The 18,930-nt window shown below is 37.0% G+C and carries 18 protein-coding genes; all 18 read left to right on the top strand.

The features are described 5' to 3' along the window. Positions 1-2: 2 nt before the first annotated feature. The 18 genes from infB (at position 3) to DLJ74_RS10375 (ending at position 18,859) form a co-directional block, all read left to right on the top strand. Positions 3-2,114 (top strand): translation initiation factor IF-2, encoded by a 2,112-nt coding sequence (gene infB / locus DLJ74_RS10460; protein WP_109984409.1) that lies wholly within the window; start codon positions 3-5, stop codon positions 2,112-2,114. Next, positions 2,114-2,392, top strand: a complete 279-nt coding sequence (locus DLJ74_RS10455) for a DUF503 domain-containing protein (RefSeq protein ID WP_054859471.1) — start codon at positions 2,114-2,116, stop codon at positions 2,390-2,392. The genes infB and DLJ74_RS10455 overlap by 1 nt, the downstream gene beginning before the upstream one ends. Positions 2,393-2,461: 69 nt before the next feature. Beyond that, the gene (rbfA, locus tag DLJ74_RS10450; protein ID WP_054788996.1) at positions 2,462-2,815 is read left to right on the top strand and encodes a 30S ribosome-binding factor RbfA; all 354 of its coding nucleotides are present in this window, start codon (positions 2,462-2,464) and stop codon (positions 2,813-2,815) included. A 132-nt stretch (positions 2,816-2,947) separates the two neighbouring features. Further along, positions 2,948-3,841 (top strand): tRNA pseudouridine(55) synthase TruB, encoded by an 894-nt coding sequence (truB, locus tag DLJ74_RS10445; protein WP_109984408.1) that lies wholly within the window; start codon positions 2,948-2,950, stop codon positions 3,839-3,841. A gap of 128 nt (positions 3,842-3,969) precedes the next feature. Continuing rightward, positions 3,970-4,914 (top strand): riboflavin biosynthesis protein RibF, encoded by a 945-nt coding sequence (gene ribF / locus DLJ74_RS10440; protein ID WP_109984407.1) that lies wholly within the window; start codon positions 3,970-3,972, stop codon positions 4,912-4,914. A gap of 123 nt (positions 4,915-5,037) precedes the next feature. Next, on the top strand, positions 5,038-5,307 hold the full coding sequence (gene rpsO, locus DLJ74_RS10435; protein WP_054788862.1) for a 30S ribosomal protein S15: 270 nt from the start codon (positions 5,038-5,040) through the stop codon (positions 5,305-5,307). Between the two features lie 341 nt (positions 5,308-5,648). Next, positions 5,649-7,757 (top strand): polyribonucleotide nucleotidyltransferase, encoded by a 2,109-nt coding sequence (pnp, locus tag DLJ74_RS10430; RefSeq protein ID WP_109984406.1) that lies wholly within the window; start codon positions 5,649-5,651, stop codon positions 7,755-7,757. 147 nt (positions 7,758-7,904) lie between these two features. Next, positions 7,905-9,119: a M16 family metallopeptidase gene (locus tag DLJ74_RS10425; RefSeq protein ID WP_109984405.1), complete on the top strand. Its 1,215-nt coding sequence runs from the start codon at positions 7,905-7,907 to the stop codon at positions 9,117-9,119. Positions 9,120-9,146: 27 nt separating this feature from the next. Beyond that, a complete protein-coding gene (locus DLJ74_RS10420; protein WP_109984404.1) occupies positions 9,147-9,380 on the top strand; it encodes a YlmC/YmxH family sporulation protein in 234 nt (77 codons plus the stop codon). 195 nt (positions 9,381-9,575) lie between these two features. Then, positions 9,576-10,451 (top strand): dipicolinic acid synthetase subunit A, encoded by an 876-nt coding sequence (gene dpaA / locus DLJ74_RS10415; RefSeq protein ID WP_109984403.1) that lies wholly within the window; start codon positions 9,576-9,578, stop codon positions 10,449-10,451. Between the two features lie 154 nt (positions 10,452-10,605). Next, the gene (locus DLJ74_RS10410; RefSeq protein ID WP_054859694.1) at positions 10,606-11,196 is read left to right on the top strand and encodes a dipicolinate synthase subunit B; all 591 of its coding nucleotides are present in this window, start codon (positions 10,606-10,608) and stop codon (positions 11,194-11,196) included. A 94-nt stretch (positions 11,197-11,290) separates the two neighbouring features. Continuing rightward, positions 11,291-12,334 carry an aspartate-semialdehyde dehydrogenase gene (gene asd / locus DLJ74_RS10405; RefSeq protein WP_181397498.1) on the top strand — a complete coding sequence of 348 codons (1,044 nt, stop codon included), beginning with the start codon at positions 11,291-11,293 and terminating at the stop codon, positions 12,332-12,334. Positions 12,335-12,361: 27 nt separating this feature from the next. Beyond that, positions 12,362-13,576 carry an aspartate kinase gene (gene dapG, locus DLJ74_RS10400; RefSeq protein ID WP_342767745.1) on the top strand — a complete coding sequence of 405 codons (1,215 nt, stop codon included), beginning with the start codon at positions 12,362-12,364 and terminating at the stop codon, positions 13,574-13,576. Positions 13,577-13,678: 102 nt separating this feature from the next. After that, positions 13,679-14,551, top strand: coding sequence for a 4-hydroxy-tetrahydrodipicolinate synthase (gene dapA, locus DLJ74_RS10395; protein ID WP_109984400.1), 873 nt, complete (start codon positions 13,679-13,681; stop codon positions 14,549-14,551). A gap of 111 nt (positions 14,552-14,662) precedes the next feature. Next, positions 14,663-15,382, top strand: a complete 720-nt coding sequence (locus tag DLJ74_RS10390; protein ID WP_054788859.1) for a ClpP family protease — start codon at positions 14,663-14,665, stop codon at positions 15,380-15,382. After that, a complete protein-coding gene (locus tag DLJ74_RS10385; RefSeq protein WP_245902311.1) occupies positions 15,382-15,603 on the top strand; it encodes a YlzJ-like family protein in 222 nt (73 codons plus the stop codon). Before DLJ74_RS10390 ends, DLJ74_RS10385 begins: the two co-directional genes overlap by 1 nt. Before the next feature lie 155 nt (positions 15,604-15,758). Then, a complete protein-coding gene (locus DLJ74_RS10380) occupies positions 15,759-18,047 on the top strand; it encodes an FtsK/SpoIIIE family DNA translocase (RefSeq protein ID WP_109984399.1) in 2,289 nt (762 codons plus the stop codon). Positions 18,048-18,136: 89 nt separating this feature from the next. After that, complete coding sequence (locus DLJ74_RS10375) at positions 18,137-18,859, top strand: GntR family transcriptional regulator (RefSeq protein ID WP_109984398.1); 723 nt, start codon at positions 18,137-18,139, stop codon at positions 18,857-18,859. The last annotated feature ends 71 nt before the right edge of the window (positions 18,860-18,930 follow it).

The raw sequence follows: 18,930 nt of genomic DNA, 5'->3' as shown, positions 1-18,930 counted from the left end.
GTATGACGAAAATACGAGTATATGAATATGCAAAGGAAATAAATAAAACAAGTAAGGAAGTCATCACAAAATTAAAAGAGCTTAATTTACCAGTTAGTAACCATATGTCAACAATTACAGACGAAATGAAGGAAAAATTAGAGCAAAGCTTTAAGCCTAAGGTAGAAGAAAAAGCTACGAAACAAGAAAAATCAGAAAAATCGAACCATAACCCACAGCAACAATCAAAACAGAACAAACCAAATAAACCTAATGACAATAAGAAAAAACAAAGCAAAAACCATAACAAACACCAGAACAAACATCATAATAAGCCTAATCAACCGAAAAAAGAACAGGCTAAAGTGAAGGAAGAAAAACAGGAACCAAATAAAATTACCTATTCTGGTTCGATTACTGTGGCAGAATTAGCTGAAAAGCTAAGCAAACCAACAAATGAAATAATCAAGAAATTATTATTATTAGGTGTAATGGCAAATAAAAACCAAGACTTGGATGAAGATGCTATTGAATTGATTTGTGGTGAATATGGGGTTGAGGTTGAACAAGAAGTAGAAATAGATCAAACGGATCTCTTAACATATATTGAAGAAGACGATCCTTCGAACTTAATGGAACGTCCACCAGTTGTAACAATCATGGGTCATGTCGATCATGGTAAAACAACTTTACTTGACTCCATCCGCAACACAAAAGTAACAGAAGGGGAAGCAGGTGGAATTACTCAGCATATTGGTGCATATCAAGTGGAAGCAAATGAGAAAAAAATTACTTTCCTAGACACCCCAGGTCATGCTGCGTTTACAAGCATGCGTTCACGTGGTGCAGAAGTAACAGATATTGCCATCCTAGTTGTAGCAGCAGATGACGGGGTAATGCCACAGACCGTTGAGGCTATCAATCATGCTAAAGCAGCAGAGGTTCCAATCATTGTAGCTGTTAACAAAATCGATAAAGAAGGAGCCAACCCAGATCGTGTCATGCAAGAATTAACAGAACATGAATTAATTCCTGAAGACTGGGGTGGAGATACTATTTTTGTACAACTGTCTGCAATAAAAGGTGAAGGTATTGATGACTTGTTAGAAATGATCCTGTTAATTGCAGAAGTTGAGGAATTAAAGGCTAACCCTAATCGTTTAGCTGATGGTACGGTGATTGAAGCACAATTAGATAAAGGTCGTGGATCTGTTGCATCATTACTCGTTCAAAATGGTACACTAAAAGTAGGTGATCCAATTGTTGTTGGAACGACGTTTGGTAGAGTTCGTGCAATGGTAAATGATCTTGGTAAACGAGTAAAATCTGTCGGACCGTCCACACCAATTGAGATTACTGGTCTTAATGACGTTCCATTAGCTGGAGATCGTTTTGTTGTCTTCAAGGATGAGAAAAAAGCACGTCAAATTGGTGAATTAAGACAACAAAAACAAATTGAAGAGAAGCGTGGAGATAAAGCACGTGTAAGCTTAGACGATCTTTTTGAAAAGATTAAACAAGGTGAAATCAAAGATATTAATGTTATATTGAAAGCAGACGTACAAGGATCAGTTGAAGCTCTTGCAGCATCATTGAAAAAAATCGATGTCGAAGGAGTAAAGGTGAATATCATCCATACAGGTGTTGGTGCTATTAAGGAATCAGATATTATATTAGCATCTGCCTCTAATGCTATTGTGATCGGGTTTAATGTACGACCAGATACCAATGCTAAAAAAGCTGCAGAATCTGAAAATGTAGAAATTCGACTCCATCGTGTCATTTATAAGGCCATTGAAGAAGTGGAAGCTGCGATGAAAGGAATGCTTGACCCTGAATATGAAGAAAAGGTTATTGGTCAAGTAGAGGTTCGTGAAATCTTTAAAGTGTCACGTATTGGTACGATTGCTGGTGGATATGTAACAGATGGTAAAATAACAAGAGATTCCGGTGTGCGCTTGATTCGTGACGGAGTGGTCATCTATGAAGGAGAAATTGATACATTGAAACGTTTCAAGGATGACGTAAAGGAAGTTGCGCAGAATTATGAATGTGGGATAACGATCAAGAATTACAATGATATAAAAGAGGGCGATGTCATTGAGGCCTATGTTATGGAGGAAATTGAAGTCTAATGCTCCTTTATGCTGAGATTGAGTTTATTTTATATGATTGCCATTCACTAAAAGAAAAAAGATCTATATTATTACGATTAAAAAATCGTCTCAATAAGAACTTAAACTTAGCAATTGCAGAAATAGACCATCAAAATCAATGGCAAAGAGCAGCCTTTGCTATTGTAACGGTCTCAGATGCCAAAGTAATCAATGAAAAAGTGATCCAGCAAGCACTTGCTTTGATGGATTCCTTTCCTGAAATAGAAAGAACAACAACAGATGTAGAAGAACGATAATAATGCTCTGTCGCATATTTTATGACAGATAGTAAAGATGATGTTTCACTGTAGGAAGAGGTGACAGTCATGAATGAATTACGAGCAAATCGTGTAGCAGAACAAATGAAAAAAGAACTCGGAGATATCGTTTCACGAAAGATAAAGGATCCGCGAGTAGGATTTGTAACAATAACAGATGTGGAAGTAACAGGTGATTTGCAACAAGCTAAGGTATTTATCTCTGTATTTGGAGACGAAAAGAAACGTCAGGAAACCTTGATCGGTTTGGCAAAAGCAAAAGGCTTTATTCGCTCCGAGATAGGGCGAAGAATTCGCCTTCGCAAAACTCCTGAGTTGTCTTTTGATTTTGATGATACCATTGAACGAGGTAATCGAATTGAGGATCTATTGAGAAAAATCAATGATCCAGATGAACAATAATTATCTAAAAAATAGAGAGTGCATAGAAAACGAAACACTCCACTTTTTACTTTTTACCGTTCTTTCAATTTTAGAAAACCCTTGTCGATCAACAAGGGTTTTCTCTAATTTATAAAAGACGGAGGTGTATGAATGAACGGGATATTACCATTATGGAAACCCAAGGGAATGACTTCCCATGACTGTGTTATAAAAATTAGAAAGCTTTTTAAAACGAAAAAGGTAGGTCATACCGGGACACTAGACCCAGAGGTAGAAGGTGTTTTACCGATTTGTGTCGGAGAGGCCACGAAGATTGTTCCATTTTTAACAGATACCGTTAAAACATACATCGCAACGGCAACGATAGGAACCTCCACAACAACGGAGGACCATACGGGAGAAATAATCGAACGAAAGCCTGTTAGTAGTAAGCTTTCCTCAACGATGATAGAAGAGACACTCGACTCTTTTCAAGGGAAAATTCAGCAACAAGTACCTTATTACTCAGCTGTTAAAGTAAATGGCAAAAAACTTTATGAATATGCCAGAAACAATGAACGAGTGGAAAGGCCTATGCGTTCTGTCTGTATTGAGGATATAAGATTGATAACTACTTCCTATGATGAAAAAGGACAGTTCCAGTCGATACAATTCGAGGTTACCTGTTCAAAAGGGACCTATATCCGTACCCTTTGCCTAGATTTAGGAAAAAAACTACAATTCCCTGCACATATGTCCAACCTAATTCGATCAAGAAGCGGGCATTTTACTAGTGGAGATACATGGACTTTCGAGGAATTAGAAAATGACACGAATGAAACGGTGCTACTTCCTTTAAAACACGGGTTGGCTCATTTAGATGCTATAGAGGTTGATGAGCAGACAATGAAAAAGGTGAAAAATGGACAAAAGCTATCGTTACCATCCACTACACCAAAAACTAAGTATTTCCGGATCGAACACAAAGGGATGCTTCTTGCTATTTATCATATCCATGAGAATCAAAAAGAGATAAAACCTGCTCGAGTATTTTCGAATAAATAAATTCGGATTGTTGTTTGCAGAAAAGCTACTCTATGTACATAAAAAAGTTTTTCCAAGTTCATATGGTTTTTCAATCTCCTAAACCTGTAATATAATGGTGAAATAAAATTAGAAAGCAGGTGATTGATATGGAACTCATATCTTTAACCTATCCACATAAGTTAAAAAAAGAATCGATTCCGAATACCGTTGCTGCGATTGGTTTTTTTGATGGGATTCATATTGGCCATCAAAAGGTAATCGATCAAGCTAAATTACTAGCAAAGGAACAAGACATGAAATCGGCCGTTATTACCTTTGATCCACATCCATCTGTTGTCTTAAAAAAAGAAAAGACAGATGTACAATATTTGACACCATTAACGGTAAAAAAGAGCTTGATGGAACAACTAGATGTTGATTATCTTTATATTATTAGGTTTGATAAAACCTTATCTCAACTATCACCAAAGGAATTTTTAGAGCATTTTATAGTGGGGCTAAATATCGATCATCTTGTTGCTGGATACGACTTCTCTTTTGGTTTTAAAGGGGCAGGAAACATGTCTAATATTCAAACTTTTATAGACAAGCCTCTAGCAATTACAAAGGTGGAGAAAATAAGCTATCATGATCAAAAGGTAAGCTCGACAAGAATTCGTTCCCTTCTAAAAGAAGGAAATCTTGAATTAACAGAAAAATTACTTGGAAGACCATACTCTGTAGTGGGTGAAGTAGTAAGGGGAGAACAAAGAGGGCGAACGATTGGTTTTCCAACTGCTAATTTCAAAATCACTGAACCCTACTTTTTACCTCGCGTTGGTGTGTATGCAGTAGAAGTGATAATGGAGAACAACGTTTTTTACGGTATGGCAAATTTAGGTTACAATCCTACCTTTACGGATCAGATCGTTGTTCCAAAACTAGAAGTTAATATATTTGATCTAAATCAGAATTTGTATGGTGAAATTTTGCAGGTGAATTGGAAAAGCTATATTCGTGATGAGGTTAAGTTCTCATCTGTAGAAGAGCTTGTCGAACAAATACGTCAAGATGAAAAAAACGTTCGTCATTTTTTTTCATTAAATGACTGAAAATACTTGCATTTGAGCTTAAAAAGTTGTACTCTTAATTACGGAACCATCCACTTGGCAACTCGAATTCTCCGACGATTGCTAGGGGATTGGGGTTTCATTACATTATAGGAGGTGAATAGGATGGCTATCACTCAAGAACGTAAAAATGAACTAATTAATGAATTTAAAACACATGAGAGCGACACAGGTTCTCCAGAAGTTCAAATTGCTGTCCTTACAGAGGAAATTAATAATTTGAATAATCATTTACGAATTCATAAGAAAGATCACCACTCTCGTCGTGGTCTATTGAAAATGGTAGGGAAACGCCGTAATTTATTAAACTACTTACGTAACAAAGATGTTTCTCGTTACCGTGATTTAATTCAAAAGTTAGGCTTACGTCGATAAGCCGGTTAAGAAGCGGGATTTATCCCGCTTTTTCTGTATGTAAAAATAGAATTGATTAGAGATGCTAATAGAACATCCAAAGCGCCTTTATGGTTTTAGTTATCTATTTTAGGTTACATGCACTGCATTCATTGAGTATATTTGGACGACTTACTAATAAAAAAACGATTTTTGGTCGATTATATTAATAGCACACCTTATCGTCTAAAATATTACTGGATTCGTAGATCAAACTACACGGATGGTGGACGAAGTGTTAAAATGGATATTGATTATAGTTCTTATCTAATTTTGATAGTCTGAAAAAGCTTCATGCTTTTTTGAGAGGAGTACGATACATAATGGTAGATGAAAAAAGAGTATTTACTACAGAGATTGCTGGTCAAAGCTTTCGAGTAGAAATTGGTGAACTCGCTAAACAAGCTAATGGTGCTTGTATGGTTCACTATGGTGATACAGCTGTATTAGCTACAGCTACCGCTTCGAAGGAACCGAAGGATTTACCTTTCTTTCCTTTAACCGTTAATTATGAAGAACGATTATATGCAGTTGGAAAGATTCCTGGTGGATTTATTAAAAGAGAAGGTAGACCTAGTGAAAAAGCTATTTTAGCTTCAAGGCTAATTGACCGTCCCATTCGACCACTTTTTCCAGATGGTTTTCGAAATGAAGTACAAGTAATTAGTACAGTAATGAGTGTGGATCAAAACTTACCATCTGAGATGGCTGCAATGATTGGTTCATCCTTAGCACTTGGAATTTCTGATATTCCATTCGGAGGCCCAATTGCAGGAGTAGTAATTGGTCGAGTCGATGGTGAATTCGTCATCAATCCAACATTAGAAGAAAGAGAAAAAAGTGATATTGATTTAACCGTAGCTGGGACAAAAGATGCGATTAACATGGTAGAAGCTGGTGCTGATGAAGTACCAGAAGAAATTATGTTAGAAGCAATTATGTTTGGGCATGAAGAAATTAAACGACTAGTAGCTTTTCAAGAAGAAATTATTCAAGCAATGGCTGTAGAAAAAATGGAAGTTACTTTATTTGAGCTAGACCAAGCGGTGGTGTCTGAAGTAGAAGAGAAAGCCAAAAAACCTCTACTTGAAGCTATTCAAGTGCAGGAGAAACATGCGCGTGAAGAGGCCATTAATCAAGTGAAGGAAAAAATCACTGCTTCCTATCAAGAAGAAGAGGCAGATGATGAAAAATTAAAGCAAGTATCCAATGTTTTAGATAAAATTGTAAAAGAAGAAGTACGTCGTCTCATTACAAAAGAAAAAGTGAGACCAGATGGTCGTAAGATTGACGAAATTCGTCCATTATCCTCCCGCATTGGGGTATTACCAAGGACGCATGGTTCTGGATTATTTACAAGAGGACAAACACAAGCTCTCAGCATTTGTACACTAGGGGCACTTGGAGATGTTCAAATCTTAGATGGACTGGATGCAGAAGAGTCCAAGCGGTTTATGCATCATTATAATTTCCCTTCATTTAGTGTCGGTGAAACAGGACCGATTCGTGGACCAGGGCGTCGTGAAATCGGACATGGTGCATTAGGAGAAAGGGCACTGGAAGTCGTTGTACCAGATGAAAAAGATTTCCCATATACGATTCGTCTCGTATCTGAGGTCTTAGAATCCAATGGCTCCACTTCTCAGGCAAGTATTTGTGCTAGTACACTAGCAATGATGGATGCAGGAGTACCGATCAAAGCCCCTGTTGCTGGTATTGCAATGGGACTTGTAAAGTCGGGAGATGATTATACGATCTTAACAGATATTCAAGGGATGGAAGACTTTTTGGGCGATATGGACTTTAAAGTAGCTGGTACGGAAAAAGGTGTTACAGCCTTACAAATGGATATCAAAATTGAAGGGTTATCGAAAGAAATTCTAGAGGAAGCCCTAACTCAAGCGAAAAAAGGACGCATGCATATTTTATCCCATATGCTAGATACAATCAGTGAACCGAAGAATGAGCTATCTAACTATGCTCCAAAAATCCTAACGATGGATATTAATCCAGACAAGATTCGAGATGTCATAGGACCAAGTGGAAAACAAATTAATCAAATCATTGAAGAAACAGGCGTTAAAATCGATATTGAGCAGGATGGTCACATTTTCATTTCTTCTGCTGACACGGAAATGAATAAAAAAGCACAGAAAATTATCGAAGATATTGTGAGAGAAGTAGAAGTTGGCCAAATGTACTTAGGAACAGTCAAACGTATTGAAAAGTTCGGAGCATTTGTTGAGCTATTTAAAGGCAAAGAAGGACTTGTTCACATTTCAGAGCTTGCTGAGGAGAGAATTGGAAAAGTGGAAGATGTTGTCGCTATTGGTGATCAGATTATGGTAAAAGTGAAAGAAATTGATCGTCAGGGAAGAATTAATTTATCTCGCAAAGCCGTGTTAATGGAACAAAAAGAAAAGAATCAATAGGAAAGAAGAAGCTGGCAAACCAGTTTCTTTTTTCATTATGAAGGATATATTTTAGCAAATGAGATATCGATGAGAAAAACTACTATGGCTTTAAATATGTCCGAGCAGTTGCCAACCAAGAGGTGAAGTAGTCAGGGGGATTAGGGATTGTTATATCGACATACATGTAATAATGGCTTAAGAATTGTGTTAGAGCCAATGAATACAGTAAGGTCCATCACGATTGGAATATGGATTAAAACGGGATCAAGAAATGAAAGTAAACAAATGAATGGTATATCACACTTTATTGAGCATATGTTATTTAAAGGTACAAAAAAATATCATGCAAAATATATTGCAGAAGCCTTTGATGCAATTGGAGGCGAAATTAATGCATTTACCTCCAAAGAATATACCTGTCTATATGCAAAAGTTCTCGATGAGCATATCGATGTTGCTATGGATATTTTAGCTGATATGGTGATGCATTCCGTGTTTGATGAAAACGAAATTATGCGCGAAAAGAAAGTGATTTTAGAAGAAATCAGTATGACAGAAGACACTCCGGACGATATTATACATGATTACTTAGCGACATCCACTTATCAGCACCATCCATTATCCTATCCAATTCTAGGAACAAAGGACACGATCACACATTTTTCTCAAAATGATTTATTTGCGTTCTACAAGCAGCATTATCAACCAGAGAATATGGTTATTTCCATTGTTGGCAATATAGAGGCATACTTCATTTACGAAATCGAGAAATTATTCACTTTTAACGAAGTAGAGTCAACTAGCCAGAATGTTACAAAGCCAATCTTTTTTCCAGAAACGGTTTCTAAAAGAAAAGACACGGAGCAGAGCCATTTATGTTTAGGCTTTGAAGGAGTTAATGCCAAAAGTGACCAGATTTATCCTCTGTTAATCTTTAATAATATTTTGGGTGGGAGTATGAGTTCACGGCTTTTTCAGGAAATTAGGGAAGAGCATGGCATGGCCTATACTATCTATTCCTTTCATAGCGCATTTATTGATTCAGGTCTTCTAACAATATATGCAGGGACTTCCCCTAATCAATTAGAAATGGTTCGTGAAATGATCAATAGAATATTAGAAGATATTATGGCAAATGGTATAACGAATAAAGAATTCACCAATAGTAAGCAGCAATTAAAAGGTATGTATTTGATGAGCTTGGAGAGCACCAATAGTAAGATGAGTCGAAATGCAAGAAATGAACTTCTGTTAAAAAATCACGATACGATGGAGGATGTTATACAAGACATCGATCAAGTCGAGATTACGGAAATAGTTGACTTAATTGATCGTCTATCATTATCAAGGCCGAGCAGTGCTGTTATAATACCGAAATAAATAAAATCAACAATATGAGGTGAGTTGATGCGATTTCATGATTTGAGTAATAAGGAATTGATCGATCTGTCAACAGGAACTAGATTGGGAGTGCTAGGTCAAACAGATCTTGAAATTGATGAGAAAACCGGTCAAATATTAAGCTTCACTGTTCCTCAATACCGCATGTTTGGTTTCAAGAAATCAGAAGTGTACTCAAGAATTAATTGGAAACAAATAAAGAAAATCGGAGATGACATGATTATTGTAGAAACAGATTAAGTCAATCCTTGGGAGATAACGATCTTTATAGGAAGATAGCACGCCCAATAAAGTCATTCACTCAATAAGTGAATCTTATTGGGCTTTTGCTTATTCTTAAGGGAACAGGCCTAATAGGCTAGGTGAGAAGCACTTCTAAAAATCAAAATCATAAAATAAGTTAGATGGACGAATTTTGACTGGTGAGGTGAAAGAATGCAAAAGAAAAAGAAAATGGCCATTATTGGTGGTGATGCGAGATACTTACCATTGATACATGCTCTCCATAAATGGGAATGGTTAGATATAGAGATCGTAGGTTTTGAAAAAGTGGAACAAAGTTATACAGGGGTACGCCAAGCTTTGATCGACGAGCTGAACCCTTCTATATATGATGCGATTGTTTTACCAATAACCGGGATTGATGATAAAGGCTTTGTGGAAGCTGTATTTTCTAATCGCAAAATACAATTATCTAAGGAATGGTTTCAGAAATTACCGAAGCATTGTATCGTCTTTACAGGAATTTCAAACCAAACATTAGATTCATGGTGTGAAAATCTTTATTTAACTAAATTGATGGAACGCGATGATATTGCGATTTATAATTCCATACCAACAGCTGAAGGAGCAATTATGCTAGCTATAAAACATACCGATATAACCATACATCATGCAAATGTCTTTGTTTATGGTTTTGGTAGAGTAGGAAAAACGACAGCCAAAACATTTTCAGGCCTTGGAGCTAACGTTACCGTTGTTTCAAGAAGCGAAACAGAACTTTCTCGAGCATATGAACAGGGATATGAAACCTGCTCCATAAAAGACAGTGCAAAAGCAATTGCTTCATGTGAAATATTAATCAATACAATTCCAGCATTAGTAGTTGATGAAGCGATACTAGAAAGAATGTCCAGTAATGCTTTAATTATTGACCTTGCATCGAAGCCGGGTGGAATTGATTTCAATTTCGCCAAAAAAAGAGGCATGCAAGCTATTCACGCACTCGGCCTGCCGGGATTAGTGGCACCTAAAACTGCTGGTGAAATATTAGCCAATACGATTGAAAAACTGTTAGAAGAAACAAGTTGAAACATATCTTTTAAACACAACCAGTGCCTACCTTTAAGTCACCGATGGAACACAAGGAACATATAATGGGCATTAGCACTAATAAAAGCGTGAGCAAGCACTTTTTGTAGCTTCGTCACCATGTAACATTGACTTATAGGAGGTAATCATAATGGTGGATTTGAAAGGTAAAAAAATTGGGTTTGGCTTAACTGGGTCTCATTGTACCTATGCCGCAGTCTTTCCTGAAATCGAAAAATTAATAGCATTAGGTGCCGAGATTGTACCAGTTGTTTCCAATACGTTTAAAGAGACAGATACGAAATTTGGGAAAGCTGATGATCATATGAATAAACTAAGGGAAATAACAGGACGTGAGCCGGTTGCAAGTATAGTAGACGCAGAACCATTAGGGCCAAAAGAGCCGTTAGATTGCATGGTTCTAGCTCCATTAACAGGAAACTCGATGAGTCGTCTTGCCAATGCGATTACGGATTCAGCCGTGTTGATGGCAACGAAAGCAACTATTAGAAATGGAAAACCTGTCGTTTTAGCAGTGTCTACAAATGATGCATTAGGATTAAATGGCGTTAATCTCATGCGATTAATGGCAACAAAACTTATTTATTTTGTACCCTTTGGTCAGGATGATCCTATCAAAAAACCAAACTCCTTAGTTGCAGATATGACTCAAATAGCTGAAACGATTGAAACTGCTTTAGAATTTAAACAAATACAACCAGTTATTATTGCAAGAAATGAATAAATATGATGAAATAATTAAAGTATGCCGCTGATTATGTTAAAATAGGGAAGAATATCAAAAAAACATGCACATATAGGGAAGGGGACATATCGTAATGACTACAAAAGGGTATAATGTTGCAGTAGTAGGTGCTACTGGTGCAGTTGGAGAAAAAATGCTAGAAACACTTAAAAAGAAAAACTTTCCAATAAATGAATTACATTTGCTTTCTTCAAAACGTTCTGCTGGAAAGGAAGTAGAATTTAAAGGAGAAACCTACATGGTTAAAGAGGCTACTCCAGAAAGCTTTGAAGGAATACAAATTGCCTTGTTTTCAGCAGGGGGATCTGTTTCCAAGCAGCTTGCTCATGAAGCAGTAAAAAGAGGCGCAGTAGTGGTGGATAATACTAGTGCCTTCCGAATGGACCCAGATGTTCCACTTGTAGTTCCAGAGGTAAATGAGAATGACATTGAGAAACATAATGGTATCATTGCTAACCCTAATTGCTCTACTATTCAAATGGTTGCTGCTCTGAAACCTATTCAAGATAGATTTGGACTTTCAAGAATTATCGTATCAACCTATCAAGCTGTATCAGGTGCCGGTGCAAAGGCAGTCGATGAATTACAAACACAATCGCAAGCATATTTAAATGGAGAAGAGTTGAATCCTGAAATCCTCCCTGTAGGTGGAGAAAAGCATCATTATCCGATTGCTTTTAATGCCCTACCACAAATTGATGTTTTTCAGGACAATGGTTATACATTTGAAGAAGTAAAAATGATCAATGAAACGAAAAAAATCATGCATGATGATAGTATTAGTGTTGCAGCAACTTGTGTAAGATTACCATTCTTCTCTGCACATGCAGAAAGTGTTTATATTGAAGTAGATGATGCGAACATTAGTGTGAAAGATATCCAGAATGCGATCAAAGAAGCAGATGGTATCGTACTAGAGGATGACCCGGCAAATCAGGTATACCCAACACCTTTATCTGCAGCAGGTAAGGCCGAAGTCTTTGTAGGGCGTGTCCGTAAAGACTTAGATCATGACAATGGGTTCCACTTATGGATCGTTTCAGATAATTTACTAAAAGGAGCTGCATGGAATTCTGTCCAAATCGCAGAATCATTAATTAAAAATAATTGGCTCTAAAAATTAGAGGTGTAGCTATTGGAAATTGTGGTTCAAAAGTTCGGAGGTACTTCCGTACGTGATAAAAATGTTCGAAATTTAGCCATTCAGCATGTTAAGCGTGCTGTAGAAGATGAAAAAAAAGTAGTAGTAGTAGTATCAGCAATGGGAAGATATCCAGATCCATATGCAACAGATTCTTTACTACATTTAATTGGAGAACAGTCTACAAGTCTGTCTCCTAAGGAAAAAGATATGCTACTGTCTTGTGGTGAAACCATTTCAGCAGTTGTTTTTTCCAATGAGCTTTTACAGCAAGACATTCATTCAATGGCTATTACTGGTGCTCAAGCTGGAATTGTAACAACTAGTGAATTTACTAATGCACAAATTAAGGAAGTGAATACGAAGAATCTTCAATCATTGTTGTACCAACATCAGGTTGTTGTCGTAGCAGGATTTCAAGGAAGAACAGACCAATTTGAAACTACCACTATCGGCAGAGGGGGAAGTGACACCTCTGCCACAGCACTAGCGGCTGCTTTAAAGGCAGAATATGTCGATATTTTTTCTGATGTTAATGGTATTATGACAGCAGATCCGAGAATGGTAACAACTGCACGCAAGCTGGAAAAAGTAAGTTATACGGAAGTTTGTAATCTAGCCTATCAAGGAGCAAAAGTTATTCATCCGCGAGCAGTAGAAATAGCAATGCAAGCAAATATACCAATTCGTGTTCGATCCACATTAACAACAGAAGAAGGTACGCTCATTACAACAACAGAAATGGGCAATGAGCACAATGAAGTAAGAGACCAGTTTGTTACAGGGATTGCTTATGTGGATCACTTAACACAAATAAAAGTAGAAGCACCAAATGAACCAGAGCAGTTGCATGTAAAAGTATTTAAGGCAATGGCTGATGCTGGTATTTCTGTTGATTTTATTAATATTTCACCAAGTGGAGTTACCTACACGATCCTTGATCAGTACGAGAAAAAAGCGATGCAAGTTTTAGAAGAGCTTGGATTAGATCCTGTACTAAACAAAAATTGTGCTAAAATTTCTTTAGTTGGTGCAGGGATGTCAGGTTTACCTGGAGTCACATCGAAAATCGTCCAAACTTTAACAAAACATCATATCCCCATTTTCCAATCGGCAGATAGTCATCGAACCATTTGGGTATTAGTGAAAAGTGAACAACTGGAAACAGCCATCAATGCCTTGCATGTTGCTTTTCAATTAGATGCTACTAAGAAATAATCTGAAGATGCATTTTGATAGATCTTACCTAATTATGAATAAGGGAGATCCCACTGTTTGTATAAGCAAGAACTAGAAGGAATGGGAAGGGAGTAGGATGAGATGGATTTTGGAAGATTACTTACCGCAATGGTTACACCATTTGATCAAAACAATCAACTAGATCTCAAAAAAACAACGGAAATTATCGAGCATTTACTCGAAAATGGAACAGATGGTTTAATCGTTTGTGGAACTACTGGTGAATCTCCAACCCTTTCACACAAGGAAAAGCTAACATTATTTGAACATGTAGTTAAAGTAGTAAATGGACGAATCCCGATTATTGCTGGAACAGGAAACAATAACACAAAAGCTTCTATTGAGTTAACGAAAGAAGTAGAACAAATCGGTGTAGATGCTTTTTTGTTAGTTTCTCCATACTATAATAAGCCTAGTCAGGAGGGCTTATATCATCATTTTGCAGCTATTGCAAAGGAAACCCCCCTCCCGATTATGCTCTACAATATACCATCAAGATCGGTAGTGAATTTAAATGCAGATACGATAATAGCACTTTCGCAAATTGATAATATTGTTTCTGTAAAAGATTCAAGTGGAGACTTGGACGCGATTGTTGCTGTACTCGAACATGCAAGTGAAGGTTTTACTGTTTATAGTGGTGATGACAGTATGACGTTGCCAATTTTATCTATTGGTGGTGCAGGAGTGGTTTCTGTATCCTCCCACATCATCGGTACACAAATGAAACAAATGATTTCCTTATATGAATCAGGAAAGGTCAAAAAAGCAGCTGATTTACACAGAGAGTTATTGCCAGTAATGAAAGCATTGTTTATGGCGCCTTCTCCATCACCTGTTAAGGCTGCCCTTGCAAAGAATGGGATAGATGTAGGCTCCGTAAGACTGCCTCTAGTTCCACTGTCCGCCTTAGAGGAACAAACTTTGTTTCGAGTGTTGGAATCCATTCAATAAAGGGCAGAACGACACTTAGTTGGGAAGCTTCTTATCCTTTTGTTCGATACTCGTATGAAAATAACCCCCTTGTTTATACTAATGAATAGTATAAGGAAAGGGGTTTTTTTGATGCAAAATGAGAAAGAAGAAACAAAAGGAAAAGATAATCAGACATCATCCTTAGTTGACAAAATACAGCAATTAGGTCAAGCCAGTGTACCGAATGCACCTGATTCGAATATTCATGTCCTTTCTATTATTGGACAAGTTGAGGGACATATCCAATTACCCCCTCAAAATAAAACAACGAAATATGAACACCTTATTCCACAGATTATAGCCGTGGAACAAAATCCAAAGATTGAAGGATTGGTCGTAGTTCTTAATACAGTTGGGGGAGATGTAGAGGCTGGACTTGCTTTATCTGAAATGATTGCATCCTTGTCAAAGCCAACTGTCTCCGTAGTATTAGGTGGCGGACATTCGATTGGGGTTCCGATTGCTGTTGCCACGGATTATTCTTTTATTGCGCCATCTGCCACGATGACGATACATCCTATCCGTTTAACAGGCCTTGTCATTGGTGTACCCCAAACCTTTGAATACATTGACAAAATGCAAGAAAGAGTCATTCAATTTGTTACCACTCATTCCAATATTGAGGAAGAGAAATTTAAAGAGTTAATGTTTGATAAGGGGAACTTAACTCGTGATATTGGAACAAATGTTGTCGGAAAAGATGCCGTGAAATATGGATTAATTAATGAAGTTGGTGGGATAAGTGGCGCGATGAGTAAATTAAATGAGTTAATCGACCAAAACAAAGGACCGAAGGAGTTGGTGCAATAATGCATTATACGCCACTTAGTTATGAGGATATGTATCCGGTAGAAGTAAGCGAACATCAAAAATATCAATGTATTACTTATAAAAATAAACAATGTTTAATGGAAAAATTAGATAATGGTGATATGAGACTTGTACAGTTGTTGTCAACTGATCCAAATGATTTCTTACTAGCTGAATTCAGTCCTGGTTCTATTATCAAAGGCAATTCTATAATTTCTTGAGAGAATGTTCGTTCTGTAAACAAGTTTATGCTATAATGAGTATAACAAAGCCCTTGCCTCAAATAATATGGCAAGGGTTGCTTCTAGTTAAAGGAAGAACTATACTGTCTAGCATTTACATTCTATTAAGCTAGTACTATTTAGGAGTGGAGAGAATGGCTCGTAAGAAAAAAAGACGTAAGAAGAAACAATCCTTAAAAGTAAATATAAAAATCGAATTGTATGGATTATTATTTATCTTTTTAGCCATTTTCGGAAGTGGTGCAGCCATGATCCGTGAAGGTGCCGTGTCTGCATTATTAGAAAACATCTTCCGCTTTTTCTTTGGGTATTGGTATTTTGTTGTATCGATTTTATTTTTCTTTATCGGTATTTATTTGATGGCAAAACGAAAAATGCCAATTCTTACAACAAGAAAGTGGCTAAGTACCTATATCGTCCTTGCTGGCATCCTACTTATTAGCCATATACAGACATTTGAAGCGATATATCCGAATAATCAATATCCATCGATTTTGCGTCAAAGCTTTAGCTTTATTGTCGAATACATAAGAGACGAAAGGTCCGCTGAATATTTAGGTGGTGGAATGGTAGGTGCCTTTCTATTATCCATTACCTACTTTCTATTTTCAAATATTGGCGCAAAGATCTCTGCTATTTTTATGATGGTTATTGGGATCATGTTATTTGCTAATTTCTCCATGGGGGATTTAATCAGGAAAGTATTAGATAGTATGAAACAATTTAGCCAAAAGAAATGGAATGGAATAAAGGAAACGATCCAAAAGAAAAAAGATGGAAAGCGACAAAAAAATCAAGAAAAGGAAGAAGAGGAAGCTCAAGAGGTGATCGAGGATTTCCCATCCATTGCCTATTCCTCTAATGAATTAACAGCGGAAGAGGAAATCGTAGAAGCAACTCAAGAAACACCTATACAAGCAATTCAACAAGAAACAGATGAAGAGGAAATAGATATATCAACAGATGCATTGCCAATGGCTAATTATGAAAACGAGGATTACCAATTACCACCAATCAACATTCTAGAATCCCCTAAACATGGTGGGAAGCAACAAGAAAAATCACATATTCAAAGAGTTGTCCGAAAGCTGGAAAAAACATTCCAAAGCTTCGGGGTTAAGGCTAGAGTTACAAAGGTGCATGTCGGCCCATCTGTAACGAAATATGAGGTATATCCAGAGGCAGGAGTAAAGGTTAGTAAAATTGTCGGACTACATGATGATCTAGCGTTAGCTTTAGCTGCAAAGGATATTAGGATTGAAGCGCCTATCCCTGGAAAATCAGCTGTTGGTATCGAAGTTCCTAATGAGGAAACGGCAATGGTTACTTTAAGAGAAGTATTAGAATCGAAGAAATCTCTTTCTCAAAATAAGCTTGCATTTGCGTTAGGCAAGGATATATCAGGGGAACCAGTTGTTGCTGAATTGAATAAAATGCCACACCTCTTAGTAGCTGGAGCTACCGGTAGTGGTAAAAGTGTTTGTATCAATGGCATGATCACAAGTATTCTCATGTATGCTAAGCCACATGAAGTGAAAATGATGATGATCGACCCTAAAAAAGTAGAACTAAATGTTTATAATGGAATCCCACATTTACTATCACCTGTTGTAACAGACCCAAAAAAAGCATCTAGAGCTTTGAAGAAGATAGTCGCAGAAATGGAGAGGAGATATGATTTATTTTCTGAGACAGGAACGAGAAATCTGGAAGGCTATAATGACTATATTATAAGACACAATCGAGATACAGATGATGATCAACCCCTATTGCCATATATTGTTGTGATTGTAGATGAGCTAGCAGATTTAATGATGGTTGCCTCCAATGATGTAGAGGATGCGATTACTCGACTTGCGCAAATGGCGAGGGCTGCTGGTATTCATTTAGTCATTGCAACCCAGAGACCATCTGTTGATGTAATTACGGGTGTGATTAAGGCAAATATTCCATCAAGAATAGCGTTTAGTGTATCATCACAAACGGATTCACGCACGATATTAGATTCTGGTGGAGCGGAAAAGCTATTAGGTCGTGGTGATATGCTATTTATTCCTGTAGGACTGTCGAAACCAGTACGTATTCAAGGTGCTTTTCTATCAGATGATGAAGTAGAAAGAGTAGTGGATCATTGTATTGAGCAGCAAAAGGCACAATACCAGGAAGAAATGATCCCAGAAGAAGAAAATGAAGTAGTAGATGAAGTAGATGACGATTTATATCCAGAAGCTGTTGCACTAGTAATTGAGATGCAAAGTGCTAGTGTATCCATGCTACAAAGAAGGTTCCGAGTCGGGTATACAAGAGCCGCACGATTAATCGATGCTATGGAACAAAGAGGGGTTGTCGGACCGTATGAAGGATCGAAGCCGAGAACTGTACTGCAAAGTGCTAGTGAAAATTCAACAACAGTACAAGATTAAACGAAAATATCTTTATTAATATATTTAAAAATGGTATATTGGATAGTAATAATAATTCTAAATTGGATATAGAATGGTTGGGGGAAACTATGCTATCTAATACTAATAATGGATCATTTAGTACTGTACTACAAAGGATTAAATCACTTATAGAAGAAGGATACTATAAAGAAAAAGAAAAACTTCCTTCAGAATACGAACTAGCACAACAGTTTGGTGTAACGCGAACAGATGTACAAGAAGCGATCACTATATTGGAACAAGAGAATATCCTTATTCGAAGGCCAGGTGTAGGTGTTTTTGTTCATAGTAAACCAATTCTTTCCTCAGGTATTGAACAATTGGGTAGTGTGACGGAAATGATCATGCAATCTGGGAAAAAACCCGGAGTACAATATATTTCTGCAGAGCTCACTAAACCAACTGATGAGGATCGAAAACGATTTGACCCCTTAGATATTGACACGTTTGCTAAGCTAGAGCGGCTTCGAACAGCGGATGGAGAACCGGTTGTATACTGTATTGATAAACTGGATCACAAATTATTACCATTAGAATTAATTCATTCACAAGAATCCATTTTTACCTCACTAAAGACATATGCAAAGAAAGATATTGATTCTGCGGTCGCCTATATTGAACCAATAGGATACCATGAGAAGATTTCACCATTATTAAATTGTGAGCCAGACCAAGCAATCCTATTATTACGACAAATGCATTATACGAAGGAAAATGAACCAGTGCTTTTTTCCGCAAATTTCTTCCGTGCAGATGTGTTTAGCTTTTACGTGTTAAGGAAAAGAATGTAATAACTTTAATGAATAGAGATCTGGTGTAGGAAGTCACCAGATCTTTTCCTTCCTTTTAAGAGCATAATATT

Source organism: Gracilibacillus dipsosauri, assembly GCF_003176895.1.
Classification (GTDB): Bacteria; Bacillota; Bacilli; order Bacillales; family Amphibacillaceae; genus Gracilibacillus; species Gracilibacillus dipsosauri.
Note: the sequence above shows the minus strand (reverse complement) of the source record. Positions and strands in the feature narration are given on the sequence as shown.